The following is a 25,015-nucleotide window of genomic DNA, read 5'->3' as shown; positions in this document are numbered from 1 at the left end:
CGTAACGAGGGATTCAGGAGGAAGACATGACCTGTTACGCCATGTCGGGCAGGGGGACCGCCGCCGGGAGGTGACGGATGTCATTGACACACCGGATCACCGGAGGTTGTCATGAACACATGCAACTGACCGGGCGCCGAGCGCTTCTCGACGCCGCCCGGGTCCAGGCGGCGGACCGCCCCGGACTGCTCCTCCACGGCCCCGCCGGCATCGGCAAGTCCGCGCTCGTGGCGGCTCTCGCGGCGGACCCGGCCGCCGGGACCGTCCTGCACTGCTCGCCCGCCGAGGCGGACGCCCGGCTGCCCTTCGCGGGGCTCGTCGACCTGTTCGCGCGGGTCCCGGAGAGCCACCTGGAGAACCTGCCGGCGGAGCCCCGGGCGGCGCTGCGGGCGGCCCTGCTGCGCGGCGGCGGACCGGCGGACGACCGCGGCCTGCTCGCCGTGCGGGTCGCCGTCCTCGACGCGCTGCGCGCCCTGGCCGCCGCAACTCCCGTCGTCCTGGTCGTCGACGGCCTCCAGTGGCTCGACGAACCGACCGCCCAGGTCCTCGCCTTCGCCGTACGACGCCTCGACGCCCCCGGCATCCGGATGCTCGCCGCCGAGCGGGTGCCGGACGGCGGCCGGCCCGAGCGGCTGCACTGCTGCCCGCCGGGCACCGTCGAACTCCCCGTGCCACCCCTGACCGACGGCGAGACCGCCCACCTGGTCCGCACCGACCTCGGCGCCGACCCGCCCCCGGCCCTGCTCCGGGCGATCCAGCGGACCGCCGCCGGAAACCCTTACTACGCTCGGGAGTTGGGACGCGCCGCCCGGCACGCCCCGCCGTCCGCCGGGTCCGATGCCCTGCCACCGGTGCCGCCGGGACTGCGCACCCTCCTGCTGGAGCGGGCCCGTGCACTGCCGGAGCCGGTGCGGCGCACCCTCCTCGTCGCGAGCGCCGCCGCCCGCCCCAGCCTCACCCTGCTGCGCGCCGCCGGGCTCCCGGACCCGGCCGCGGACCTCGCGGAGGCGGAACACCTCGGCATCGCGACGGCCGACGCCGACGGGATCGTCCGCTTCCACCACCCCGTGCTGCGGGCGGCCGTGCACGCCGACGCCTCCGAGCACGGGCGGCGGCAGGCGCACGCGCTGCTGGCCCGCGCGGTGCCCGAGCCGGTGGAGCGGGCCCGCCATCTCGCGCTCGCCCAGCCGTACGAGGACGAGGACACCGCCCGCACCCTGATGGCGGCGGCCGGCTCCGCCCGCCACGACGGCGCCCCCGGCACCGCCTTCGAACTGGCCGCCCTCGCCGCCCGCCGCACCCCGGCCCGCCACCCGGCGGACCGTGCCGAACGGCTGCTGGCCGCCGCCGAGTACGCCTGCGACGCCGGGCGCACCGAGGAGGCGGGCGAGGCCGCCGGGGCGGTACTCGCCCGGTCGGGCTCGGCGGCACAGCGGGTACAGGCCCGACTGGTCCTGCTGCGCGGCGCCGGGCAGGCGCTGGAGGGTGCAGAGGACCTGATCGCGGACGGCCTGCGCGACGCGGCCGGCGATCCGCGCGCCGAGGCCCGGCTGCACCACTGGGCCGCCGTACGGGGCCTGCTGTGCGGGGAGTTGACCGAGGCGGCCGGCCACGCCCGCCGAGCCGCACGGCAGGCCGCCGCGGCCGGCGACACCGGCACCAGAATCGACGCCCTCGCCACCCTGGCCCGAGTACGCTCCCTCGCCGGCGACCCCCTCACCGCCGACACCGCCCTGACAGAGGCCCTGACCCTACTGAGCCACTCCGACGGTCCGCCCGCGCCCCAAAGGGGCGCGGGGCCCTGTCCGGCATGCGGCTACCGCCGCGTGGGCGCAACCAGCCACAACGGCGCCGCACCCGAAGCCAACAGCGCCCCGGCAACGCCCCCAAGGGGCGCGGGGCCCTGTCCGGCATGCGGCTACCGCCGCGTGGGCGCGAACAACCACGACGGCGCCGCACCCGAAGCCAACAGCGCCCCGGCAACGCCCCCAAGGGGCGCGGGGCCCTGTCCGACATGCGGCTACCGCCGCGTGAGCGCAACCAGCCACAACGGCGCCGCACCCGGCACACGGCCTGTCCCGGCACCCCCAGCGGAGCGCAACGGTCCGGAGAGTCGGCGGCTGATCCGGATGCGGGCGATCCTCGCCCTGGACTCGGACCGGGTGACCGAAGCCCGCGACCAGGTCGTCCCGCTGCTCGCCGCGACCGGCGAGGCGGCCGGCGCCGAGGACACCGTCGCGACCCTGGTGGCGCTGACCCGGATCCAGGTACGCGCCGGCCACTGCCGCGAGGCCCTGCGCACCGCGGCCCGCTGCTCACGCGCCCTGGCCGGGGCGGCCCCCGCCCTCTACGCGGCGGCCCTCGCCGCGACCACCGGCGGCACTCCAGAGGAGGCCCGCCACCTGGCCGCGCAGGCGGTCCGCGCCTCGGAGGCCGACGGCGACCGCCTGTTCCTGCTGCGCGCCCTCGCGGTACTCGGCCAGGCCGAACTGCTCGGCGGCGATCCGCGCGGAGCGGCTGCGGCCGTCGAGGCGCTGCAACGCGTCCGCGAACTCGGCGAGGCGATGTGCGCCGCCGACCCGCCGCTGCTGCACTGGTACGGCGACCTGGCCGAGGCCCTGGTCGTGCTCGGCGAGACCGAGGCGGCCGGAGCGGTGCTCCACGACGCCCGCGCCCGGGTGCGGGACGGCGCGCCCGGCAGTGTCCTCGCGGCACTGGACCGGGCGGAGGGGCTGCGCGAGGCGGGGATCGGCCGGGCCAGGGAGGGCGCGGTACGGCTGCACGCCGCCGTCGACCGGCTGCGCCCGCTGCCGCTCCCCGTCGAACTGGTCCGCACCCTGATCGCGCTCGGCGCGGTCGAGCGCCGCGCCCGCCGCCGCAACGCGGCCCGGCAGGCGCTCGCCGAGGCCCTGGAGACGGCGACCCGGATCGGCGCGGCCCCGCTCGCCGCCCGGGCCAGGGACGAACTGGCCCGGCTGGCGGCCGGGGAGCGCGGCGCCGAGACGGGCGCGGCCGGCCCCGACCTGACTCCCACGGAGGCGCGGATCGCCGAACTGGTCGGCGGCGGGGCGACCAACAGGGAGGTCGCCGCCGAACTGTTCATCAGCGTCAAGACGGTGGAGGGCACGCTGTCCCGGGTCTACCGCAAGGTCGGCGTCCGCTCCCGCACCGCGCTGGCGCACGCCATGGCGGTCGCCGTCATCGCCTCCTGCGCGGCGGTGGACACCGGGGACGACGACCAACCCGCGCCTGCCGCGCAGACGGTGACGGTAAGTCAGGCGGCGCGGGCCCGGCTCCCCCGCCCGCTCGACACACGCCGTTGACATGACATCGGCAGTTAACACGTAACGCAAGGGTTCCCCCGCTTACGGGGGTGGCGCCGGAGTTCCTACGGTGATCCCGTTCCGCTTCCGGAACACTCCCCACCCCCCACTCTCCGGAGGAACTTCGGTGAAGTCACGCCTGAAACTGCTCGGTCTGGTCGCCGCGCCGGCGCTGATCACGGCGGTCGTCCCCGCCGCCTACGCGGCCGACGCCCCGCACACCGCCCGTGCCGCCGTCGCCGGGGACGTCCTGCCCGGCCTGAAGCACGACGCGTCCCGCACCGGCGAGGTCGCCTCGGGCAAGCGCATATCGGTGGCGATCAGCCTGACGCCCAGAGGCGGCAGCGCCCTGGACACCTTCATCGCGAAGGTCAGCGACCCGCACTCGGCCGCCTACGGCCACTACCTGACGAAGGGCCAGTTCGCGGCCCGCTTCGGCCGGACCGACGCCGAGGTCAAGCAGCTGAAGGAGTACCTGCGTTCGCAGGGCGTCACCGTCGGCAAGGTGCACTCCGGCAACCTGCTGGTCGACGCGAGCGGCACCGCGGCCCAGCTGCAGAAGGCGTTCGGCACCCGGCTGTCGACCTGGAAGGACGCCACGTCCGGCCGCTCCTTCTACGCCAACGACAGCGCGCCGACGCTCCCGTCCTCCCTCGCCGCCATCGTCAGCGACGTGGCCGGCCTCAACAACCGCGTCCAGCTGCACCACCAGGCGACCCCGCACACCGTCGTCCCGCACAACGGCCCCGGCGGCGGCTACACCCCGGCCCAGCTCAAGGGCGGCTACAACGTCTCCGGCACGTACACCGGCAGCGGTCAGAAGATCGCGCTGCTGGAGTTCGACGGCTTCCAGCAGTCCAACATCACCAAGTACGACACCAACTACAGCCTGGGCTCGCCCACCCCGACCGTGTCCAAGGTGGACGGCGGCTCCGGCGCGCTCGGTGACGGCCAGGTCGAGGTCGAGCTGGACATCGAGGTGCTGCACGCGATCGCCCCGAAGGCGAACGTGACGGTCTTCGAGGGCCCCAACTCGGACGCCGGCGAGGTCGACACGTACCAGGCGATCGTCGACAGCGGCATCCCGACCACCTCGATCAGCTGGGGCGCCGCGGAGTCCGCGCGCACCACCTCCAACATCAACGCGGTGGACGCGGTCTTCAAGGCGGGCGCCGCCGAGGGCCTCGGCTTCTACGCGGCCTCCGGCGACGACGGCTCCGACGACGCGGGCGACGGCGGCACCTCCGTCGACTACCCGGCCAGCGACCCGTACGTCACGGGCGTCGGCGGCACCAAGCTGACCGTCACCTCCGCCAACGCCTTCAGCAAGGAGGTGGCCTGGTCCGGCGGCGGTGGCGGCAAGTCCACCGTCTTCAAGATCCCGAGCTGGCAGACGGCCGTCCAGAAGAGCGCGGGCGGCGGCTACCGCCAGGTCCCGGACGTCTCGGCGCACGCCAACCCGAGCCCCGGTGTCTCCATCTACTCGCAGGGCTCCTGGTCCTCGGTCGGCGGCACCAGCGCGGCGGCCCCCGAGTGGGCGGCGTTCGCGGCCCTCTACAACCAGCAGGCCGCGGCGGCCGGCAAGGCCAACCTCGGCTTCGCCAACCCCGCGCTCTACGCGGCGAGCGGCACCGGCTTCCACGACATCACCAGCGGCAGCAACGGCGCCTACTCCGCGGCCACCGGCTGGGACTTCACCACCGGCTGGGGCTCGTACAACGCCTCGACGCTGGCGACGAAGCTCCTCGGCTGACACCGCACGCCGCACGTCGAACAACGCACCGCCCCCGCGCGGACCGGGACCACTCCCGGCCCGCGCGGGGGCGGCCGCCGTTCTCGCCTGACGTCTCTCGCCCGACGTCTCTCACCCGACGTCGACGAAGTCACCGGCCGCCGTGGCCGGGCCGGTGGTGGCGGTGCCGGCGAAGACGAACCGGAAGTACCCGTCGGTCTTGGCCTCGGTGGTGGTCCGCAGCGCTCCGGCGCCGCCGCTGGTGACGGTCTTCAGGGTGGTGTAGGTGGAGCTGCCCTTCTTGCGGAACTGCAGCTTGACGGACTGCCCCTGGTAGCCGGTGTAGCCGCCGCTCTCCCAGTTCGCGCGGGTCAGCCTGCCGGTGACGGTGACAGTCCTGCCCTTCTTCACCGGCTCGGGCGAGGCGTTCACCGTGACCTTGCCCAGCCGCTCGACCCGGGCCGTGCCCGCGGCGTCGATCTCCGTCCAGTCGTCGGTGCGGTCCTGGGCTCCGGCGAGCACCTTCCAGGTGCCGGCGAGAGCGTTGTGGTCGAGGTCCCGCGCGGCGTCCACGGCGAAGCTCGCCCTGCAGGTGGAGGTGGTGGGGTCGGCGGCCGACACCGTGCACGTGCCCGGCGGCGGGTACAGCGGCAGGATGCCGTCGGCGTCGTCGGTGTTCGGGCCGTGCCACAGGTAGGCCCAGGACGCGGCGACGCCGTCCGGGTCGGTGGCCGTCCAGGTGATGGTGACGGTCTTCTTCGTGGTGAGGCCGAGGACGATGTCCTTGCCCCCGTCGACGACGACGTGCGTGAACACCGTGTCGCTCGGCGCGGCCCGGTCCGCGGCCGACGCGGCGGTCGGCGCCACCGACGCGGCGAGGGCGGAAAGGCCGGTGGCAAGGGACACGGCGGCGACGGCCGGGCGGATGCGCATGGAATCCCCTCTCGGGATCGACGGCCCGCCGCCTCCGTACGGCGGGTCCTGATGCTGCGTCACACCGGTTGGACATGCGAGAGCCGTCCACAGTTGCCCGGCTCTTCCCACTGTGTTCACGAACGCCCGGCCGGAGCCCGCCGCGCCGCCCCGGGTCAGGATCTGCGCAGGACCCGGTTGGCCCCCGCCACCACCGTGCTCGCGAGGACCCAGCCCACGCTCACCAGGACGACCACCACCCACTGCATGGCGCCGTGGGAGCTGTACGACCGCTCCTGCCCGAAGTCGACCACCGGCAGCAGCAGGTCGAGGGTGTACACGGCGGGCTGGAAATCAGGAGGCGTGCCGTCGCCGTAGGGCAGCGGCGGCCAGGTCGCGAACAGCACGGTGCCGACGGTGAAGCAGAGGGCGAGCAGCAGCACCGCGCGCAGCGGCCGGTACCCGTAGCCGACGGTGAGGTCCTGCAGGAGGCTCCAGACCCGGGCGGGCCAGGCCAGGGTGGTGCGTCTGCGGCGCTGCTTGGCGAGCAGGACGCGGCGGGCGTCGGCGTCCCGGCCGTGGCGCCGGTAGTTGGCGGCGAGTTGCTCGTAGGGCTGCGGGGCGAAGCCGGCCGGGTCGCGGTCGAGCCAGGTCAGCCGGCGGTGCCCGGGCAGCACCGGTTTGGTGCTGTCGTAGGCGAGGCCCTCCAGGACCAGTGCGCGGGGCCAGCCGGCCGGGTCGTCGCGGAGCACGCCGACCCGGGTGTGGCTGAGGTCGACGATGCCCTGCGGTGCCTCGCGGGGCTTCAGGGTCAGCTCGGCGGCCGCGGACCGCCGGCAGATCAGGGCCCGCTCCCCCGCCGGGACGTCCAGCAGGGCGTTCTCGAAAGAGAGCCTGGCCCGTACGGTGATGCTGCTCAGGGAGATCCGGCCGTGCGCGGTCAGGCCTTCGCTGCAGTTGAACTCCGCGCCCACCTCTATGCCGTTGGCCCGCAGAGCGGCAGCCCCCGCGTGGCCGGCCAGCTCGGCGCCCTCGAAGAGGGCCGAGCCGCCGACCCGGGCGTCGCAGAGGTCCACGGTGCCCTGCGCGACGAAGCCGTCCCGGCAGTCGAGGTCGCCGCCGACATGCAGCCGGTGGGCCCTCAGCGCGGTGCCGGCCGGGTGGTGCAGCCGGGCCCGCCGCAGCACGACGCTGCCCCGCACCGCGGTGTCCCGCATGTCGACGCTGCCGTGCACCGCGAGCCCTGAGCCGGCCTGGATGTCGCCGCCGACCGAGGCGCAGAGCAACTGCAGGGCGGGGTCCGAGCCTTGTGCGTCCGGGCCGGTCAGGGTGGCGTCCTCCAGATGCAGGGAACCGCCGATCGAGGCGCCGTAGAGGTTGATCCCCCCGTCGCCTGCGAAGCCCCGGTCGAGGTAGAGGCCGCCGCCCACGGTCAGTTCGGGGGCCTGGAGGCAGGCCCGCTCGCCCTGGAGCCGGGCGCCGCGGAAGCCGAGGGTGTCCTGCACCCGGGAGCTCATGAGCCGGACCGGCCCGGTGCACACCAGGCCGGTTGCCGAGAGGTGTTCCTCGACGGCGAGCGACTGCGCCTCGACGGCCGCCGAGCCGTCGGGCGCGTGCACGGTCGAGTGGTCGAGCAGCAGATGCGTGCCGACGGTCAGGGAGCGGAGGTTCAGGGTGCCGTCGAAGGCGCAGCCCACGAACTCGCACTCCTGGCCGACCCGCGCGCCGGCCGCGCTCAGCCCGGGCAGGGCGCAGTCCTTCAGCTGGAGCACCCCGAACTGCCCGCCGTCGAAGCAGGGCACCTCGTCGAAACGGCAGGAGTCGAGGCGTATCGCGCCCTGGACGACCGCCTCGGCCAGGTCCAGGGTGCCGGTGATCCGGGCGCCGCGCAGCCGGAGCCGGGCCAGCCGCCCGGGCACGGGGCGGGGCGCGGCGACCAGCAGCCAGCGCAGGGCCTCGGCCCGCACCTCCGGCACGTCCGCGCACCACTCGCCCCGCCGGTACGCCTCCCACAGCCGTCGCTCGTGCGCCTCCCAGCCGTCCGGCGGGCCGTCGTCCGACACCCTGTGATCCCCCTTCACACACGTCCCCGCACGCGGCTGCGAAGCAGGACGTTGCTACCCGACCGGTGGGGCGGTCACGCCTGCCAACCTCGTTGACCGTCAAAGCCGTTGGGGGACGCGGCTCGGCCCGTGCGGCGGCCGGCCGGTGGGGGCGGCCGCCCGTCCCCGCCTCCGGCCGTGTCCCACGCCCGTCCCAGCGGGCGTCCGTCCCAGCAGGTCACCGCCGTGGGACCGTCCCGGCGTCCCGATCCGGGCGAGGGGATCCGGCCCGCGGGACCACCGCTGCCAGCATGACCGGGCCGGGGCCTCCCGGCCAACTCACATGAGGGGGAACACAGATGGGACGGAGGACGCTACTGCGGGGCCTGACCCTCGCCGTGGCAGCGGTCCTGCCCCTGTACGGACCCACGGCGGTGCACGCGGCCCAGGCCGCGGCGACCGCCACAGCCGCCACCGCGGTCGCGGTGTGCGGGCACACGAGCGAACAGCCCACGCTGCAGCGGGGATCGACGGGGGATCCGACGGTCGAGGCGCAGTGCGAACTCGACCTCGCGACGAAGCCGAGCCGGTACACGCCGATCGCGGCGGACGGTTCGTTCGGCCCGGCGACCGAGACGCGGGTCAAGGAGTTCCAGGCGTGCGCCGGGCTGGGCGTGGACGGTGTGCTCGGCCCGCAGACCTGGGCGGCGCTGAACACCTGGGCCGCCCAGCCGCACACCTGCGCGACCCAGGGCACGTCGGCCACGGCGCAGGCGGCGGTGTGCGGGCACACCGACACCCGCCCGACGCTGCGCAACGGCGCGAACGGCGTCGAGGTCAAGGAGGTGCAGTGCCGGCTGAACCTGGCCATGGAGCCGTTCCACTACCCGCCGCTGACCATCGACGGCGCCTTCGGGGGCGGCACCGAGAGCCGGGTGACCGAGCTCCAGCACTGCGCGGGTCTCAGCGCCGACGGCGTGGTGGGCCCCAACACCTGGGCGAAGCTGGTGGACTGGTCCGGCCGTAACGCGTACTGCACGCCACCGCGCCCGGCCGGCTACCCGGTCGACGGCCTGGACACCGCCAAGTACCAGCACCCGGGCGGCGCGCCGATCGACTGGAAGGCCGTGAAGGCCTCGGGGGTCGAGTTCGCGACGATCAAGGCCACCCGCGGCCTGAACGTCACCGACGAGTACCTCGCCACCGACCTGCCGGCGGCCCGGGCGGCGGGACTCGCCGTCGCGCCCTACCACTTCTACACGGGCTCGGCGGCCGACACGGGGGCCGCGCAGGCCGACCGGTTCATCGCCGCGGTACGGGCGACCGGCTACACCGGGCAGCGCGCGGGCGACCTGCCGCCGGTGTTCGACCTGGAGCGCATGGACGACGGCACCGGACGCTGTCCCGTCTACGGCACGGTGGCCGACGCCAAGGCCTGGCTGGACAAGGTGGAGGCGGCCTTCGGGCGGACGCCGATCATCTACACGCAGAAGTCCTTCCTGGACGACTGCCTGGGCTCGACCACCGCGTTCGCCCGGTATCCGATGCAACTCGCGGACTACCGCCAGTCGATCACCCAGCCGCCGGTGCCGAACGGCTCGACGACCTGGACGATGTGGCAGTACACCGACGCCGCGCTGTTCCCGGGCATCAAGGCCCCGGCGACCGGCGACGTGTTCAACGGCACCCAGGCCGACCTGGACCGCCTGGCCAACCGGACCACCGGCGTCACGACCGGCCTCACCACCGCCTCGGCCACCTCGGCCGTCACGGCCCGCACCGCCGCGACGACCTGCTACGGCGGAGCGGTCACGGTGCACTACGGGGAGGTCCTCGACTTCGGCCCGTACCGGACCACGAGCCGCTGCGCCGACATCAACATGCGCGTCGTCGGAGGCGACGCGGAGTACGTCGTCGCCTGCGTGAAGTTCGAGAAGACCGGCGTCTGCAACCGCTGGACCAAGGTCGGCTGGAGCTGGACGACCATCGCCACCGACGTCCTGGACGGGACCAAGTTCACCGTGCCCAACGGCGTTGACCTGGAAGGCAGTTCGGCCACCATCCAGATCGCCTTCTGACCCCCCGGCCACAGGGAGACCACCATGATCCGCAACAGAACGCTCGCCTCGGCCCTGTTCACCACGGCCGCGCTGCTGGCCGTGGGCGTCGCGCCCGCCTCGGCCCGGACGTCGGCCGCCTCGGCCGCCGCCACCAGCTGCTACGGCGGCGCGAAGACCCTGACCTACCACTACCAGGCGGCCGCGAAGGAGTACGGCACCTACACCACGTCCTCGCGGTGCAACGACATCAACCTGCGGCTCATCACGGACGAACCGGGCGTTTACCTGGACGCTTGCGTGGTGTTCGTCGACCACACCACCCAGTGCAACAACGGTGACGCGTACACCACGCACGGTACCGAGTGGGGAACCGTCGCCACCGACGTCAAGGACGGCACCCACTTCGTCCTGCGTGTGCACGCCTACGACACCGACGCGCAGAACGTGACGTTCCAGATCGCGTACTGACCCCTCCTCCCGCCCCCTTCTCCGAAGCTCGACCCGAAAGGACGACCATGACCTCTTCCTCCCGTCCCCTGGACCGTCGGACCATGCTGCGCGGCACGCTGGCCGCCGGCGCCGGCATAGCCTTCGGCCAGCTGCTGTTCTCGGGCACCGCCCAGGCCTACGCGTGGTCGCGCACCCTGACCCAGGGCGCCACCGGCGCCGACGTGACCGAACTGCAGATCCGGATCGCGGGCTGGGCCGCGGACAGCGCGAGCCACAGCCGGGTGAGCATCGACGGGGACTTCGGCTCCGGTACGGCAGCCGCCGTACGCCGGTTCCAGGCGGCGTACGGTCTCAGCGCCGACGCCGAGGTCGGTCCCAACACCCAGGCGAAGCTCAACTCCCTGGAGCAGTCGGACGGTTCCACGCTCCACTTCAACTGGAGCGAGTTCGTGAACCAGTCGGACGGCACCTTCAACGGCGGCAAGCTGAGCGCGTCGCAGGTGAAGGAGAACGTCCGGCGCTGCATGTACAAGCTGGAGGCGCTGCGCAAGAAGCTGGGCGACAAGCCGATCACGGTCAACTCCGGCTTCCGCAGCATCGCGCACAACGCCGAGATCGGCGGGGCCAGCGACAGCATGCACCTGTACGGCACCGCGGCCGACCTCGACGTGCCCGGGGTGGCCACCAAGACCGTCTACCAGAAGGCGGAGACCTGCGGGTTCTCCGGCCTGGAGACGTACACCGTCGACCACCAGCACGTCGACAGCCGGGCCGACCTGGGCCGTGACTGGTGGTGGGAGGACGGCACGGTCTGACACCGCTTCCGGGGGAGCGGAGCTCCGGGTACCGCCGCTTCGGTACCCGGAGCTCCGGGCTTCAGCCCGCCGGGGTGCTCTTCGGTGTGCTGCGGGGTGTGCCGCTGGGGGTGCCGCTGGGGGTGCTCTTCAGCGCCGCCTCGCAGGAGGGCCAGTCGTGGAAGTCGTGCCGGACGCTCCACAGCCGGTGGGCCGCCCTGATGTTCCAGTCCGGGTCGAACGCCCGCAGCGGTGTGCCGTCGAGGTCCTGCAACCGGGCGTCGGAGATCTGGAACACGCCCCAGTTGCGGCTGCCGTTGGTGTTCGGCAGCACGTACAGCGGGTCGAGGAACGACGCGCACCGGGCGACGGCCACGGCGGTGCCGGGATCCTCGGTGAACACCTCACGGACCCGCTCCGCCACCCTGGCCGGCGACCAGGTCGTCATGCTCACCTTGTGCGCGTAGAGGGCCTTCTTGGTGGCGTCGTCGACCACGTTGGTGGCCGGCAGCCCCGCCAGCACCTGGAACGCGGTGACCCTGCGCAGGGTCTCCGGCCCGAAGTCGCCGTCGACGGCGAGCCTGCCCTTCGCCCGCGCCAGCAGTGTCTGGACCTCGCGCACGCAGGCGTCGTGCTGTCCCATGCTCACGGTCTTGCACGCCGGGGAGTCCAGCAGCCTGTCACCGGAGGCCGACGCGGCACCGTCAGGAGTGCTGCCGGGCAGCCACACGAAGCCGGCCACCAGCGCCACCGCGACCACGGCGGCCAGGACCGCGCCCCGGGGGGACAGCTTCTCGGGCACCCGGAACCACCGCGGTCGCCGAGGCTCCGGCGGGGCGACGCCGGTCCCGGGCGGGGGGAGGTCGTCCGGTACGGCGGTGTCGGCCCGCACGCCTTCCGGCGCGCTCGCCTCGCCTGCCGCCGCCGCATCCCGGTCGGTGTCCGCCAGCGCCCACAGCCGGTGGAGTTCGCGGAGTTCCTCCGCGTCGGCGCCGCACACCTTGGCGAAGGCGTGCACCACGCGGTAGTCCACCGGGACGCTGAGGCCGGAGCAGTACCGATGCAGGCTGGAACCGCTGACGCCCGCCTCCTTGCCGAGGCGGTCGTATCCCCGGCCACTGCGGTCCTTCAGCATCCGAAGACGGGCGGCGAACTTCTCGGTATGCGGAGAGGCAACCACACGTCCCCCGTTGCTCAAGCCTCTACTGACGGGTAGAAGCTACACCGCGGGAAAGGAGCGCGTGGGTCCTTCCGTTGCCCTGGCATGACTGCCAACGACCTTTTTCTTGACTGTATTTGACAAGCCGTCAAACAAACCCGCCCGCTTGTCGCACCCCCCTGCGTCCTACTTGCACTCGACCCGTCCCGCCGGGGCGGTTCCGGTCGTCAGCGCCTCGCACGCCTTCTGCCAGGCGTAGGGGTCGGACCGGAGCTGGGTGCGCAGGTAGGCCGCGGTGAGGTGGCCGAGGGCGGCGACGCGCTCGGGGCTCTCGTCGGTGGTTTCGTCGGCGTCGTATCCCGATATGCCGCCGAGCAGGTGCTCGGCGCCGAACAGGGTGAGCAGGGTCTTGGGGGCGGGGGCGAGGCGGTAGGGGTCGGCGTGCCAGTCGGGGCCGATGTCGGTGAAGTGTGGGGAGTCGTCCTTGTCGCCGGCGACGACCAGGGCGGGTGCGGTCATCGTGGAGAAGTCGGTGCCGTGGAAGAACGGCACCTTCTCGGCCATCCATCCATTCAGCACGTCACCGCCCCTGCCGGGCGCGGCGAGCAGCACGCCCGCCTTGATCCGGGGCTCGCGCAGATCCACTTCCGCCCCGGTGCCGGGGTCGGTGGTCCGGGCACCCAGCAGCATGCTCGCGGTGTGGCCGCCGAGCGAGTGCCCGGCGACCGCGATCCGGTCGCGGTCGAGGCGCCCGGCGAGCTGCGGCACGGTCTTCTCGATCTCGTCGAGCCGGTCGAGGACATGGCTCATGTCCTCGGCGCGCGAACGCCAGAAGAAGGGGGCTCCCGGCGCCTCGGCGAGCCGCCCGGCCAGGGTCCGCGAGCTGAGGTGGGTCGGCTGGACGACGGCGAACCCCGCGGCCGCCCAGAGGTTGGCGAGGGGCGCGTACCCGTTCAGCGACGAGAGGTTGTTCGAGCCGCCGTGCCCGTGGGAGAGCAGGACGACGGGCAGACCGGCCCCGGTCGCGGGCACGGAGACACGGACCTGGAGGTCCACGGGCCGCCCGGGCACGGACAGGGTCACCGGGCTGTACGAGAGGACGGGAGCGGGCGGGCCGAAGACGGCGGTGCCGGTATCGGTGTCGGCGGTTGCACTCATGAGAAGCGTTTCCCTTCTGTGTCCGGCTGCGTCCGGCTGTCTCCGAGCACGGCCGGATAAACGGGACACTGTCCCGATTACTATCCGGAACAGCGTCCCGTTTTGTCAAGCGGCATCGTCGGGAACCCGGCGACGGCGCCCCGGGACAGACACTCCACGCGAAGATCCGCCTTCTTCGGCGCCTCCGCCTCTACACTTTCGCCGTCACACAGCGTGAGGAATAAAGTGAGAAGCGTAAACGAAATGCTGCGATCACAGCGTCCCTTTGTTCTCCGCGCGGCGTTGATCACCGCGCTCGTCGTACAGACCGCCGCACTCTTCGCCCAGGACTCGGAGATCGACTCCCTACGGGCACAGCACATGGACCTCCAGGGACACCAGGTCGAGGTCGGCCCGTCCGGTCCGCCCGGTCCCGTCGGTCCGTCCGGTCCCGTCGGCCCGGCCGGCTCGGACGGCAAGGACGGCAAGGACGGACAGGACGGCCAGAACGGCACCAACGGACTCGACGGGAGGCAGGGCAAGGACGGGAAGGACGGCAAGGACGGCAAGGACGGGCAGAACGCCGTCGCCACTCCGAACCCGACCAGCACCCGCTGAACCCCAGGACCACCCCTTCACCGTCACACAGCGTGAGGACACTGTGAGAAACGTAAGAGACATGCTGCGCAGACCGTGGCGCCCCCTGGTGCTCGGCACCGTGGTGGCCACGGCGCTCGTCGCGCAGTCGGCCGCGCTCGTCGTCCATCAGATGCAGATCGATGACATGTGGACGCAGAACATCGACCTCCAGGGCTACTACTCCGACCCCGGCCCCTCCGGCCCGCCCGGCCCCTCCGGTCCCCCCGGCCCGCGCGGCCCCTCCGGCCCGCCGGGCAAGAACGGCAGGCCCGGGCGGGAAGGGAGAGAAGGAGCCGACGGGAGAGACGGGACGGACGGCCACAACGGAAAGAGAGGGCACCGGGGCAGGAAGGGCGAGGCGGGCGAGGTCGTCTGACGCCACCGCCCGCCCGCGGACCTGCACGGACCTCCGGAGGCGGAGTGCCGCCGGTCCTGTCGTGACCGGTTACAGCCGGGCGCCGATTCCGGTCAGCGCCCGGACCTCCATCTCCGCCTGCTTGTCCGGGTCCGCGGGACGCCTGCTGAGCACGGTGCCGAGGTATCCGCACACGAACGAGAGCGGAATCGACACGACGCCGGGATTCATGAGCGGGAAGCAGTGGAAGTCGACGCTCTTGACGATCGACGTGGGGGTACCGGAGACCGCCGGCGAGAAGACGATGAGCACCAGGCAGGACACCAGGCCGCCGTAGATGCTCCACAGCGTCCCCGACGTGTTGAAGCGTTTCCAGTACAGCGTGTAGAGCATCGTCGGCAGATTGGCGGACGCGGCGAGCGCCAGGGCCAGCGAGACGAGGAAGGCGACGTTCTGGCCGTCGGCCACGATGCCGCCGACGATGGCCAGCAGACCGACCACGACCGCCGTCAGCCGGGCGACCCTGATCTCGGACCGGGGATCGGCCTTGCCGCGCCGAATCACGTTGGCGTAGACGTCGTGGGCGAACGAAGCCGAAGCGGCCAGGGTCAGACCGGCCACGACCGCCAGGATCGTCGCGAAGGCCACCGCCGAGACGACTCCCAGGAGCACGACCCCGCCGATGCGGAAGGCGAGCAGGGGCGCCGCGGAGTTCTCCCCGCCCGGTGCGTGCACGATCGCGTCGGAACCGACCAGGGCGGTGGCGCCGTAACCGACCACCAGGATGCCCAGGTAGAACGTGAACATCGACCAGGAGCACCACACCACCGACCTGCGCGCCTCCTTGGCGTCGGGCACGGTGTAGAAGCGCATCAGCACGTGCGGCAGGCTGGAGATGCCCAGGACCAGTGCCAGGGCCAGCGACACGAAGTCGAGCCGGCTCGTCGCGTTGTGGCCGTACAGACTGCCCGGTTCCAGCAGCCGCTCGCCCAACGGGCTGTTCCGCGTGGCCTGTTCGAGCAGTGCCGAGAAGCTGAATCCGAACTTGCCGATGATGAAGACGCTGATGAAGGTCACGCAGACCAGGAGCAGGCCGGCCTTGATGATCTGCACCCAGGTGGTGCCCTTCATCCCGCCCACCAGCACATAGAGGAGCATGACGACGCCCACGCCGGTGATGAGGAGGGCCTGTCCGCCCCTGGTGTGCACGTCGAGCAGCAGGGCGACCAGCCCGCCGGCGCCGGCCATCTGGGCGAGCATGTAGAAGAACGTGATCACCAGGGTCGCGTTGGCCGCCGCGGCCCGCACGGGGCGCTGCCGCATGCGGAAGGCCATCACGTCGCCCACGGTGAACCGTCCGGTGTTGCGCAGCCTCTCGCCGATGAGCAGAAGGGCGACCAGCCAGGCGACGAGCCATCCGACGGAGTAGAGGAATCCGTCGTAACCGTGGACGGCGATCGCCCCGGAGATTCCCAGGAAGGAGGCCGCGGAGAGGAAGTCCCCGGACATCGCGATGCCGTTCTGCACACCGGTGAAGGCGCTGCCGGCCGCGTAGTAGTCGGATGCCGTCTGGTTTCTGTTGGTGACCCGGTAGACCACGAACAGAGTGATGACGACGAAAATCAGGAACACGCTCAGATTGAGCGTCGGGCTGCCCGTCGGGTCGGCGGCGATCTGCCGTGTCATTCCCCGTCACCTCCCACCAGCTCGTGGATCCTGTCCACTTCCGGATCGAACTTCTTCCTGGCGAAACGCCGGTACGCCAGGACGATCGCGATCGTCGACGCGAACTGCAGCAGGCCGAGAACGGTGCCCATGTTGATTTCGCCCGCCACCTTGCGACTCATGAACCCGTGGGCGTAGGCGGAAAGCAGAGCGAACGTCATGTACCAGCAGAAGAAGAGAGCGCTCATCGGGAAGACGAACAACCGGAGCCGCCGGCGCAGCCGGACGAACTCCTCGCTCTGGTGAATCGCGGAGTAGTCGGGCTCGCCGTCCTCACGGAGCCCGGTGAACTCCCGCCCGGCAGGCCGCTCGGACACTTCGGAGGCGGGCACCCCTGCCGGTCTGATCACGTTCCTCGTTCCTGGGGATGTTCCTGGGATGGTCCCGGGGATTCGGGCAGGAGGGCACACGGCTGCTCCTGCGACGAGCGAGGGGAAGCAGCAAACCGTGGCCCCCGGGCGGTGGAGAGTGTAGTGAGATACCGCGTACCGTCAACCAACACCCCACGACTCGGGTTTCGATGCCCTGGGCAGTCGCGAACCGAACGCGGTTTGATCGTCTTTTTGCCCGGCGGTTACCGGAACGAACCATGGCCGCACGGGGTCGCCGACCGGCCCACGAAATCTGGAGGACATGTGGGTAACGGTTTGATTCGCCGGCGGCAGGGCCGGGGAACGCCATTGTTGCCGTTTGCCCGCTGCCCTAAGCTCGCCTCGGTTCCACAGCAGTTGACAGATCGGGACACAGCGTGCGGGCACCCGGGAGAGAACACCATCGTGACAGGGTTCTGCAAGCAAGCTGTTCCGAGCACGGAGTTCATATCGTGACCGCCACAGGGCATGCGACCACGCGTTCGGTACGACCCTCGCTGTGGGCTTCCGTCGTGCAGTGGCGGAACTGGCGGCTCCTCGTGAAACTGACGGCGGTTCTGGTCGTACCCGCCCTGCTCGCCGTCGGTCTGGGCGTCGTGCAGATCCATGACGACGTCACCCGCGCCAACTCCTACGCGGACCTGCAACGCCTGGTCAGGATGCGTGGTCAGCTGCGGACGCTGCTGGAAGCCCTGCAGATGGAACGCACCATGTCCGTCGAACAGTTGAGCGCCGACAGCACGGGCGACGTCGACGATCCCGCCGGCCTGCGGCAGCAGACGCGCAGTGTCGACAGCGCCCGTACGGCCGTCGCCCGCACGAGGAAGCAGAGCGTCTCCCTCACCGGCGTCGCGGCGCACCGTTACCGGGACGCCGTCGGCCTCCTGGACCGCCTGCCCGCCCTGCGCACACAGGTGGCGGCGGGCAGTATCGGCTCCTGGACCGCGCTCGACGACTACGGCACGATCATCACGGGGCTGCTCGATCTGGACCAGGCACTCGTCAGCGGGTTCGCCACCCCGGAACTCACCCGGTCGGCCACCGCGTTGTACAGCCTGGAGGGGGTCGAGGAGCAGATCCACCTCGAACACGCGATCCTGCTGCAGGCAACCGGCCGGGGCCGGCCGACGACCCTGACGCTCGTCAAGGCGTTGCATGAGGCGGACCTGCGCCTGCGGGACAGACTCGCCGCCTTCCGGGCCGTGGCCACCCCCGCGGAACTGGGCGACTACCGGCGGACGATCACCGGCCCCGCCGTCGACCGGCGCGCCCAGGTGGTGCGCGCCGTACTGGCCGTGCCCCTGGCGTCGGGAGCGGGGGCGGGAGCGCAGGGGAACGCCGCCACGGCCCTGCATGTCCCGGTCGACAGCTGGAACCGCGACTCGGAGACCACCGGCGCTCTCGTCGACAAGGCGGCGGACGGCTTCCTGCGCACCATGCGCACCACGTCGGCCAGGATGCAGGACCGGACGAGCGACCAGGCGGGGCTGGCGTCCGTCATCCTCTTCGCGGTGCTGCTGCTCGCCCTCGCCATCGGTCTCGGGATCGGCCGGCATCTGCTGCGGTCGCTGACCGTCCTGCGCTCGACCGCGCTCGACGTGGCGGAGCACCGGCTGCCCGCCGCGGTCGAGAGCATGCGCGAGGGGCGCAAGGCGAAGACCGTCGTCGACGTCGTGCCGGTGCACACCACGGAGGAGTTCGGCCAGCTCGCCAGAGCGTTCGACACGGTGCACGCCGAGGCGGTGCGGCTGGCGGCCGAGCAGGCCGCGCTCCGCGGTGACCTCAGGGACACCCTGGTCAACCTCTCCCGGCGCAGCCAGAGCCTGGTGGACCGTCTGCTGCGGCTGATGGAACAGCTCGAACGGCACGAGGAGGACCCGGAGCAACTGGCCAGCCTCTTCACGCTCGACCACCTGGCCACGCGGATGCGGCGCAACAACGAGAACATGATGGTCCTGTGCGGCAGCACACTGGTGCGCTCGTCCCACAGTGCGGCGGTGGACACCGTCCTGCGGGGTGCGGTCTCCGAGATCGAGCACTACCGGCGGGTGCTCGTCCAGCCCGGCCCCGCGGTCGACGTGATCGGGTACGCGGCCGGTGACCTGGGGCGGCTCGTCGCCGAACTGCTCGACAACGCCACCACGTTCTCCCCGCCGCACACCCAGGTGGTCGTCACCGGCGCCCTGGAACGCGACGGCTCGCTGCTGATCGGGATCCAGGACGAGGGGATCGGGATGAGCGCCGCGGACCTCGCCAGGTCCAACCGGCGGGTGGCGACGGGCACGGACACGGACACGCGCGCGTCCCGGCAGCTGGGCCTGCTCGTGGTCGGCCGCCTGTCCGCCCGGCACGGCATCGCCGTCGACCTCAGCTCGCAGCCGGGTGTCAGGGGACTGCGGGCACGGGTACGGGTACCGGCGAAGCTGGTCACGGAGCCGGCGCCTGCGTCGGCGCCTGCGTCGGCGTCGGCGTCGGCGCCTGCGTCGGCGTCGGCGTCGGCGCCTGCGTCGGCGTCGGCGTCGGCGCCTGCGTCGGCGTCGGCGTCGGCGCCTGCGTCGGCGGGCCGCACGGACGGGCCCGGCGCCGAGTCCGCACACCCCGCCGCCGCGCTTCCGGTACGGACCCGGGGCGGCCGGAAGGACACCGGTGACACGGCGTCAGGCCTGCCACGACGGCCGACGGCCGTCCCCGCGGTGACGCCGGTCCCGGGCCCCGTCTCGGCCGAGGGGGACGCGCCCCGGAAACCCGCAGCCCCGTCATGGTTCACCGTTCCCGCGGCGACGGAGCCCGCACCCGTCCCGCCGTCCCCCGCCCTCTCCCCCGACGTCGAGCCGACAGGCCAGGCGGGGGACGACGCGAACGGGCACGGCGCGAACAAGCCGGGCCGGTCGGGCGGCCTCACGCAGGCCGGGTTGCCTCGCAGGGTTCCGCGTACCCGGTCCGCTCCGGCGGCCGGGCCCGAGCGGTCCGCCACCGAGGACGGGGACGCGACGGCCGCGGGCTCGAAGGCCGGGCGGGCCCAGAGTTTCCTCAGCAGCTACCAGTCGGGCATCCGTCGGACCTCGCCCGACGAGACGCACAATCCATCGGCGACGGGCAGGAAGAACCCATGACAGCACCCCACTCCCCGGAGGTGAGCCAGTTCGGATGGCTGGTCACCAACTTCACCCAGCGCGTTCCCCATGTGGCGCACGCCGTGGTGATCTCGGCCGACGGACTGTTGCTCACCGCGTCGGACCAGTTGGCGGGCGACCGTGCCGAGCAGCTCTCCACCGTCGCGGCGGGTGCCATCAGCCTGATCCAGGGTGCGGCCCACTGCATGGACACGGGGAACGCGCTGCGCACCGTGGTCCAGATGGAGCACGGCAACATGCTGATGATGTCGATCCGGGACGGTTCCTGTCTGGTCGCCCTGGCTGCCCCGGACTGCGAGATCGGGCAGATCGCCTACGAGATGACCGTGCTCGTCGACCAGGTCGGCGAGATGCTGACTCCGGAACTCCGTACCGAGTTGCAGCAGTTCCAGCAGGCCGCGGCCCGATAGCCCGGACGAGGAGACCATGAGCACCGGTGAAGGACCGTCCGGCCCTCGAAGAGACCAGGACGCGGAGGACGAACAGACCTTCGCCGATGTGCTCAACGCGTTCAGCCTCGGCACCGGACGACGCCGGCGGAAGACCTCCGGCACCCGCGACACACCGGAGGCCCCGGAGCCCACGGAGCGCGACGACGAGGCCGCGGCGCCGCCGCCCGCCGCCGAGTCGGACGGGCCGGACGCACCCACGGACCACCGGCAGGCCGCAGAGGAGCCGGGGAACACGGACCCGGGCGCGGCGGCAGCGGCGTTCGTCCGCGCCTACGTCTGGACGGGCGGCCGGACCAGCTCGCACCACCACTTCGAGGTCGAGACCCTGGTCACCGCCGCCGGTCCGGACGGCGTCCAGGGCACTGCCACGCAGTGGGACCACGCGGTGCTCGATCTGTGCCGGGAACCGAGGTCGGTGGCCGAGGTGGCGGCGCTCGTGGCGGTGCCGCTGGGCGTGGCCAAGGTCCTCCTCGGTGACATGGCGGACCGCGGGATGATCATCGTCCACGAGACGGCGACCGACGCCGGCGACGTCCCGACCCAAGCACTGATGGAACGGGTACTGGCCGGACTGCGCCGACTCTGACGGCTCTTGCTGGTGCTGGTGCTGGTGCTGGTGCTGGTGACCGAGGCTCGTCGCTCGGGGTTGCGGACCTCGAACTCACCCACCCGGAACCCGGAGGACCCGTTCCAGGAGGACGTTCAGACTTCTCGGGGCCGTCGAGCCGGTCGTCGGAGACGCGGCGTCGCGTAGCCACGTGACCGTGGCGTCCACCGGGTCGGGTCCGCTCGGGGACAACGGCTGCAGCTCTCAGCCCCGGACCAAGTTCGCAACGCCTTCACCTGCCCGATCGGCCGCGGTGTAAAGATCACGGACCTTCTCCAGGTAGCGGCCGAGGATTTCCGGATAGCCGTCCGGGACATCACCGTGGCGAAACGTCCCCGAGATCCCGTCGGCGTGCTCGGCGACGGACCGTTCGGTGTCGATGGCGACCAGGAAACGAGCCGCGACCGCCACCTCGTCCGGCGGGAGGTAGAAGCAGGCGGTGCCCAGGTCGTCGTCACCGAGGAGGTCGCCCATGGTGATGGGCAGTTCGCCGACCTCCTCGGGCCCCTGAGCCAGCAGGATCCGCTCCAGGACTTCCCACTCGCGGCCGAGGAAGCACTCGCTCTCCACACCGCCGCGTTCACCCGAGAACCCGGATACGACATGCCGGAATCCCTTGTCCGCATCCGCAGCGGAAATCCTCCGAAGCGTCATGTCCATCGTCAACTACTCCGATTCACAGGTCCGCTGCCGGTCCGCGGTGGAACTACAGGCGTCATCAAAGCACTTGCCGGACAGGCCGACGACCGCGCCCGCGCCCGCGTCGACACCGTCACCGACGCCGACGCCGACGCCGGTGACATCGGTGACCTTGTTCTCGGCGTTCCACAAAGGCTGTGGCTGCCGCCGGTCAGCGGCCGGGTTGTGCTCGGTCTGCGAGGCGCGGTCGTGCCCGCGGGCCGTCGGGGCCGATTCGGCACCGCGGCCGGACGGGCCTCCCCTAGCATGCCGAGCGAGCCCATCGACGAAGGGAAAGCCGTGGCGGAGCAGCGCACCGGCGGCAGGCCACCGGCCCTGCCGCCCGCCGTGGAATCGATGACCCTCCTGGCGGCCGCCGTCATCGTCCACGACAAGGAGAACGACCGGGTCGTCCTCCTCCAGCGCGGCCCGGGCGCCAAGTACGGGAACGGTCTGTGGGACCTTCCGGTCGGCAAGAGCGACCCCGGCGAGCCCGTCACCGAGACGGCCGTGCGTGAACTGCGCGAGGAGACCGGGCTGGTCGTCGATCCGAAGTCGCTGCGCGTAGCCCACCTCGTCCACGGCGCCTGGGGGGTCGAGGCGCCGGGCGGGTTCCTCACCGTCGTCTTCGTCACCCACGAGTGGACCGGCGAACCGGTCAACGCCGAACCGGCCAAGCACGCGCAGGTCCGCTGGACCGGCACCGGCGCCGTCCCGGAGGCCATCGTGCCGACGACGGGCATTGCCCTCGGCCACTATTTGAGCGGCGGCGTCCACCTGTCGCTCGCCGGCTTCGGCGACGCCGGGTAGGCCTCGCCGGCGCCGGCTCCCCTGGGACAGCAGAGCCCGCCTCCCGTTCGCCGCACAACCGTCTCCTCGCACAGCGAGTGGTGGGGCGGGTGGGGTCTTCTCAGGCCCTGCCGATCAACGTCGGCCCATGGCGTTCTCGCGGGGCAGCGGGATGCGGGATGCGGGATGCGGGCTAGACGGTCACATGGGCGTAGACCAGGGGCGCCGAGGCGTCGGTCTCGTCGACGGTCAGCAGGGCCGTTCCCGTGGTGCCGCGCCGCTCGGGGATGTCGGCGTAGAGCCCGGTGAGACGGCCCTTGTTGGTACCGATCTTCCAGGGCAGTCCGACGGAGTCGATGTCGCCCTGGTCCAGGCTCGCGTTCCCGGCCGTCAGGTCCCCGGTGGTCCTGCCCAGGGACATGACGAACTCCTTGAGCCCTGCGGGGGTGGTGCGGAAGCGCAGATAGACGTCCTGGCCGCTGTCCGCGCTGCCGTCGCCCGGGACCACCAGGCAGGAGGCGTCCCGGGCCCCGGCCGGCACCGCGAGCCGGAAGGTCTTCCGGAGCGCGGCACCGGGCACCCCCTGCGTCACCGCCGCGGTCCCGGAGGACGACGCGGGGGTCACCGGCGCGGCGGACGCCATCGGCCAGACCGCCACGGCGACGGCGGTCGGCAGCAGCACACCGCACAGCACGAGCAGCAGCGGGACGACGGCGCCCCGCGGGGCGCGCTCCTGGCGCGCGGTGTCCGGCATCACGGCTTCTTCCTCATCCTGGACGATCCCCGGACGTCGGAGTCCCGGGCGCCCCAGTCACTGCGCTTACTTCCACTTACCGCATGCTGTCGGGTGCACCGGCGAGAACTACGGCCGCCCTGATCCGAGTTCCGCACCCGCGTCCCCGGCCGACGTCACACCGAGAACTCGCGTATCACCGTGTTGCGGAACACCGCGCTGCCGCCGATCGTGAACAGCGCGAGCCGGGTGTCCAGAAGGTACGGGAACACCTGGCTGGTGTGCACGTGGCGGCCGTCGTCGACGAACATCTCGACGGACGTGCGGTCCACCAGGATGCGCAGCCTCACCGTGCCGGCGGACGGGTCGAACGGGGTGTGGCTCTCCTGCCACTTGCCCGACGTGTCGGCGTTCACCGTGTTGCGGCGGTTGAGGAAGGCGTAGTCGGCGTAGATCCCGGCGTCGATGTGCCGGCCGCCGCTCGGGGAGCGTCGCAACTGGAGGCCGGCGCCGGTGAGTTCGGACCAGGTGATCTCGGTCGTCACCTCGTAGGAGATGCCGGTGTAGTCGAGCAGCTTCGTGCCGTCCACGGTCACGTCGCCGAGGTTCACGGTGCGGGAGACGTACGAGTCGAGACCGGCGACCGGCTGGGAGGCGAGGTAATAGGTGTTGTCGGACGCCTTGTCGAGGGTGACCTCGCGGACGACGGAGTCGGTGCCGTTGAAGCCGTCGCAGTCGATGGTGGGGGTGGTGTCGGCGTAGTCCCAGTCGTTCACCCAGCCGATCGCGTACCGGGCAGCCGCGTCCACCGCGCCGTCCGCGTCCCGCTTCTCGAAGGTGACGGCGGCGTACCAGTCCCAGCCGTGGTCGAGCCACTGCGGGTCGCCCGCGTCGGCGGTGAACGCGCTGCCGTCGAAGGAACCCGTCCAGTACGCGTACGTGTTGGGCAGCCCCGAGCCCTTGCCATTGGCGCTCACGCCGAGCACCCACTTGACGGTGCCGTCGCCGGCGGTGATGCGGAACAGGTCGGGGCACTCCAGGACGCCGATCCCGTCGTGGACGAAACCGCCCGCGTACGTCCAGGACTTGAGATCGTCGGAGTGGTAGAAGCCGATCTTGTCGTTCTCGGCGAGGGCCATCACCCAACGGCCCCGGTCCTCGTCGCGGATCACCTTGGGGTCGCGGAAGTCGGCGACCCCCGGGTTGGGCAGCACGGGGTCGGTCCCGTAGTTGGCGAAGGTGCGGCCTCCGTCGGTCGAGTAGTACAGGAACTGCTCCTGGTGGTCGGTGCCGCCGCCCGGGGACATGGTGACGATGACGACGACCGCGCCCGCGCCGAATCCGGCTGTGTTGCCGGTGTCGACCACCGCCGATCCCGACCAGAGATCGCCGTTGGCCGTGGTGTCCTTGGGCACGGCGACCCCGCCGTCGGTGAAGGAGACCAGGTCCTCGGTGGTGGCCAGGCGCCACGCGGTGCCGACGGCGCCGGTGGAGTAGTCGGCGTTGTAGAGGTAGTAGTAGTGGTACTCGCCGTCGATCCAGACGGGCCGCTGCGGGTCGTTCTTCCACTGGTCGGGAACCGTGAAGTGGTACGCGGCACGGTAACTCGCCCCGGTCGCACAGGACTTTGCCGCGGCTTTGGCTTCGACCTTGCCCTCGGTCTCGGCTTCGGTCCTGTCTACGGCCTTCGGCGCGGCCTCCGACGCGGCCGTGGCCGTCCCCGTGGGCAGCAGTGCGGCGGCTCCGCCGGCGGCCGACCCCGCGAACAACGCCCTCCGGGAGATCCCCGAGGTTCCGGGCATGACGCATCGCCCTTTCATGACTCACCACGCACAGGGCGTGGAACAGCGGCTCGTGTGAACGAGGACTGTAGACCTAACTCGTTAAAGGTCAAGCGTTCCCGACCCTTGACAGGCCTGTTGC

21 protein-coding genes are annotated in these 25,015 nt (G+C 72.0%); 11 read left to right on the top strand and 10 right to left on the bottom strand.

Annotated elements, in window-relative coordinates; all coding sequences use genetic code 11:
- The first annotated feature begins 119 nt into the window (after positions 1–119).
- Positions 120–3,323: an AAA family ATPase gene (locus ACGF5O_RS00205; protein WP_393807668.1), complete on the top strand. Its 3,204-nt coding sequence runs from the start codon at positions 120–122 to the stop codon at positions 3,321–3,323.
- 127 nt (positions 3,324–3,450) lie between these two features.
- Positions 3,451–5,076 carry a protease pro-enzyme activation domain-containing protein gene (locus ACGF5O_RS00200; protein ID WP_393807667.1) on the top strand — a complete coding sequence of 542 codons (1,626 nt, stop codon included), beginning with the start codon at positions 3,451–3,453 and terminating at the stop codon, positions 5,074–5,076.
- Positions 5,077–5,187: 111 nt separating this feature from the next.
- Here the strand turns inward: ACGF5O_RS00200 and ACGF5O_RS00195 are convergent, their stop codons facing one another.
- Together ACGF5O_RS00195 and ACGF5O_RS00190 are read right to left on the bottom strand one after the other, a co-directional pair.
- Positions 5,188–5,988 (bottom strand): hypothetical protein, encoded by an 801-nt coding sequence (locus ACGF5O_RS00195; protein ID WP_393807666.1) that lies wholly within the window; start codon positions 5,986–5,988, stop codon positions 5,188–5,190.
- A 155-nt stretch (positions 5,989–6,143) separates the two neighbouring features.
- Positions 6,144–8,030: a hypothetical protein gene (locus ACGF5O_RS00190; protein WP_393807665.1), complete on the bottom strand. Its 1,887-nt coding sequence runs from the start codon at positions 8,028–8,030 to the stop codon at positions 6,144–6,146.
- 338 nt (positions 8,031–8,368) lie between these two features.
- Here ACGF5O_RS00190 and ACGF5O_RS00185 point away from each other — a divergent pair, with 338 nt between their 5' ends.
- The 3 genes from ACGF5O_RS00185 to ACGF5O_RS00175 are packed head-to-tail and all read left to right on the top strand — an operon-like array spanning position 8,369 to position 11,334.
- On the top strand, positions 8,369–10,087 hold the full coding sequence (locus ACGF5O_RS00185; RefSeq protein ID WP_393807664.1) for a GH25 family lysozyme: 1,719 nt from the start codon (positions 8,369–8,371) through the stop codon (positions 10,085–10,087).
- A gap of 24 nt (positions 10,088–10,111) precedes the next feature.
- Positions 10,112–10,537: a hypothetical protein gene (locus ACGF5O_RS00180; RefSeq protein ID WP_393807663.1), complete on the top strand. Its 426-nt coding sequence runs from the start codon at positions 10,112–10,114 to the stop codon at positions 10,535–10,537.
- A gap of 47 nt (positions 10,538–10,584) precedes the next feature.
- Complete coding sequence (locus ACGF5O_RS00175) at positions 10,585–11,334, top strand: D-Ala-D-Ala carboxypeptidase family metallohydrolase (RefSeq protein WP_393807662.1); 750 nt, start codon at positions 10,585–10,587, stop codon at positions 11,332–11,334.
- A gap of 61 nt (positions 11,335–11,395) precedes the next feature.
- Here the strand turns inward: ACGF5O_RS00175 and ACGF5O_RS00170 are convergent, their stop codons facing one another.
- Together ACGF5O_RS00170 and ACGF5O_RS00165 are read right to left on the bottom strand one after the other, a co-directional pair.
- Positions 11,396–12,493, bottom strand: a complete 1,098-nt coding sequence (locus tag ACGF5O_RS00170; protein ID WP_393807661.1) for a helix-turn-helix domain-containing protein — start codon at positions 12,491–12,493, stop codon at positions 11,396–11,398.
- 165 nt (positions 12,494–12,658) lie between these two features.
- Complete coding sequence (locus ACGF5O_RS00165) at positions 12,659–13,630, bottom strand: alpha/beta hydrolase family protein (RefSeq protein WP_393807660.1); 972 nt, start codon at positions 13,628–13,630, stop codon at positions 12,659–12,661.
- 243 nt (positions 13,631–13,873) lie between these two features.
- Between ACGF5O_RS00165 and ACGF5O_RS00160 the strand changes: the two genes are divergently transcribed.
- Together ACGF5O_RS00160 and ACGF5O_RS00155 are read left to right on the top strand one after the other, a co-directional pair.
- Positions 13,874–14,227, top strand: coding sequence for a hypothetical protein (locus ACGF5O_RS00160; RefSeq protein ID WP_393807659.1), 354 nt, complete (start codon positions 13,874–13,876; stop codon positions 14,225–14,227).
- A gap of 61 nt (positions 14,228–14,288) precedes the next feature.
- Positions 14,289–14,624, top strand: coding sequence for a hypothetical protein (locus tag ACGF5O_RS00155; RefSeq protein WP_393807658.1), 336 nt, complete (start codon positions 14,289–14,291; stop codon positions 14,622–14,624).
- A gap of 69 nt (positions 14,625–14,693) precedes the next feature.
- Here the strand turns inward: ACGF5O_RS00155 and ACGF5O_RS00150 are convergent, their stop codons facing one another.
- Both ACGF5O_RS00150 and ACGF5O_RS00145 read right to left on the bottom strand, forming a co-directional pair.
- Complete coding sequence (locus ACGF5O_RS00150; protein WP_393807657.1) at positions 14,694–16,289, bottom strand: cation acetate symporter; 1,596 nt, start codon at positions 16,287–16,289, stop codon at positions 14,694–14,696.
- The gene (locus tag ACGF5O_RS00145) at positions 16,286–16,678 is read right to left on the bottom strand and encodes a DUF485 domain-containing protein (RefSeq protein ID WP_393807656.1); all 393 of its coding nucleotides are present in this window, start codon (positions 16,676–16,678) and stop codon (positions 16,286–16,288) included. Before ACGF5O_RS00145 ends, ACGF5O_RS00150 begins: the two co-directional genes overlap by 4 nt.
- Before the next feature lie 473 nt (positions 16,679–17,151).
- Between ACGF5O_RS00145 and ACGF5O_RS00140 the strand changes: the two genes are divergently transcribed.
- Genes ACGF5O_RS00140 through ACGF5O_RS00130 form a run of 3 tightly spaced genes read left to right on the top strand, consistent with a single transcriptional unit; the run spans position 17,152 to position 20,871 of the window.
- Positions 17,152–19,812, top strand: coding sequence for a nitrate- and nitrite sensing domain-containing protein (locus tag ACGF5O_RS00140; protein WP_393807655.1), 2,661 nt, complete (start codon positions 17,152–17,154; stop codon positions 19,810–19,812).
- Positions 19,809–20,243 carry a roadblock/LC7 domain-containing protein gene (locus ACGF5O_RS00135; RefSeq protein WP_393807654.1) on the top strand — a complete coding sequence of 145 codons (435 nt, stop codon included), beginning with the start codon at positions 19,809–19,811 and terminating at the stop codon, positions 20,241–20,243. Before ACGF5O_RS00140 ends, ACGF5O_RS00135 begins: the two co-directional genes overlap by 4 nt.
- A gap of 16 nt (positions 20,244–20,259) precedes the next feature.
- A complete protein-coding gene (locus ACGF5O_RS00130) occupies positions 20,260–20,871 on the top strand; it encodes a DUF742 domain-containing protein (protein WP_393807653.1) in 612 nt (203 codons plus the stop codon).
- A 225-nt stretch (positions 20,872–21,096) separates the two neighbouring features.
- Here the strand turns inward: ACGF5O_RS00130 and ACGF5O_RS00125 are convergent, their stop codons facing one another.
- Positions 21,097–21,558, bottom strand: coding sequence for a hypothetical protein (locus tag ACGF5O_RS00125; RefSeq protein ID WP_393807652.1), 462 nt, complete (start codon positions 21,556–21,558; stop codon positions 21,097–21,099).
- On the bottom strand, positions 21,559–21,723 hold the full coding sequence (locus ACGF5O_RS00120) for a hypothetical protein (RefSeq protein ID WP_393807651.1): 165 nt from the start codon (positions 21,721–21,723) through the stop codon (positions 21,559–21,561).
- A 114-nt stretch (positions 21,724–21,837) separates the two neighbouring features.
- Between ACGF5O_RS00120 and ACGF5O_RS00115 the strand changes: the two genes are divergently transcribed.
- Positions 21,838–22,380, top strand: coding sequence for an NUDIX domain-containing protein (locus ACGF5O_RS00115; RefSeq protein ID WP_393807650.1), 543 nt, complete (start codon positions 21,838–21,840; stop codon positions 22,378–22,380).
- Between the two features lie 172 nt (positions 22,381–22,552).
- Here ACGF5O_RS00115 and ACGF5O_RS00110 read toward each other — a convergent pair whose 3' ends face one another.
- Positions 22,553–23,113 carry a hypothetical protein gene (locus ACGF5O_RS00110; RefSeq protein WP_393807649.1) on the bottom strand — a complete coding sequence of 187 codons (561 nt, stop codon included), beginning with the start codon at positions 23,111–23,113 and terminating at the stop codon, positions 22,553–22,555.
- Between the two features lie 155 nt (positions 23,114–23,268).
- Positions 23,269–24,894, bottom strand: a complete 1,626-nt coding sequence (locus ACGF5O_RS00105) for a glycoside hydrolase family 32 protein (protein ID WP_393807648.1) — start codon at positions 24,892–24,894, stop codon at positions 23,269–23,271.
- Positions 24,895–25,015: the final 121 nt, after the last annotated feature.

The organism is Streptomyces sp. NPDC048291 (genome assembly GCF_043201715.1).
Classification (GTDB): domain Bacteria; phylum Actinomycetota; class Actinomycetes; order Streptomycetales; family Streptomycetaceae; genus Streptomyces.
Note: the sequence above shows the minus strand (reverse complement) of the source record. Positions and strands in the feature narration are given on the sequence as shown.

Excerpts from the sequence above, each read along its gene's own strand:
- ACGF5O_RS00195 (WP_393807666.1), bottom strand. The coding sequence starts at position 5,988 with ATGCGCATCCGCCCGGCCGTCGCCGCCGTGTCCCTTGCCACCGGCCTT.
- ACGF5O_RS00155 (WP_393807658.1), top strand. The coding sequence starts at position 14,289 with ATGCTGCGCAGACCGTGGCGCCCCCTGGTGCTCGGCACCGTGGTGGCC.
- ACGF5O_RS00150 (WP_393807657.1), bottom strand. The coding sequence starts at position 16,289 with ATGACACGGCAGATCGCCGCCGACCCGACGGGCAGCCCGACGCTCAAT.
- ACGF5O_RS00115 (WP_393807650.1), top strand. The coding sequence starts at position 21,838 with ATGCCGAGCGAGCCCATCGACGAAGGGAAAGCCGTGGCGGAGCAGCGC.
- ACGF5O_RS00205 (WP_393807668.1), top strand. The coding sequence starts at position 120 with ATGCAACTGACCGGGCGCCGAGCGCTTCTCGACGCCGCCCGGGTCCAG.
- ACGF5O_RS00130 (WP_393807653.1), top strand. The coding sequence starts at position 20,260 with ATGAGCACCGGTGAAGGACCGTCCGGCCCTCGAAGAGACCAGGACGCG.
- ACGF5O_RS00180 (WP_393807663.1), top strand. The coding sequence starts at position 10,112 with ATGATCCGCAACAGAACGCTCGCCTCGGCCCTGTTCACCACGGCCGCG.
- ACGF5O_RS00185 (WP_393807664.1), top strand. The coding sequence starts at position 8,369 with ATGGGACGGAGGACGCTACTGCGGGGCCTGACCCTCGCCGTGGCAGCG.
- ACGF5O_RS00160 (WP_393807659.1), top strand. The coding sequence starts at position 13,874 with ATGCTGCGATCACAGCGTCCCTTTGTTCTCCGCGCGGCGTTGATCACC.
- ACGF5O_RS00175 (WP_393807662.1), top strand. The coding sequence starts at position 10,585 with ATGACCTCTTCCTCCCGTCCCCTGGACCGTCGGACCATGCTGCGCGGC.
- ACGF5O_RS00105 (WP_393807648.1), bottom strand. The coding sequence starts at position 24,894 with ATGCCCGGAACCTCGGGGATCTCCCGGAGGGCGTTGTTCGCGGGGTCG.
- ACGF5O_RS00165 (WP_393807660.1), bottom strand. The coding sequence starts at position 13,630 with ATGAGTGCAACCGCCGACACCGATACCGGCACCGCCGTCTTCGGCCCG.
- ACGF5O_RS00135 (WP_393807654.1), top strand. The coding sequence starts at position 19,809 with ATGACAGCACCCCACTCCCCGGAGGTGAGCCAGTTCGGATGGCTGGTC.
- ACGF5O_RS00110 (WP_393807649.1), bottom strand. The coding sequence starts at position 23,113 with ATGCCGGACACCGCGCGCCAGGAGCGCGCCCCGCGGGGCGCCGTCGTC.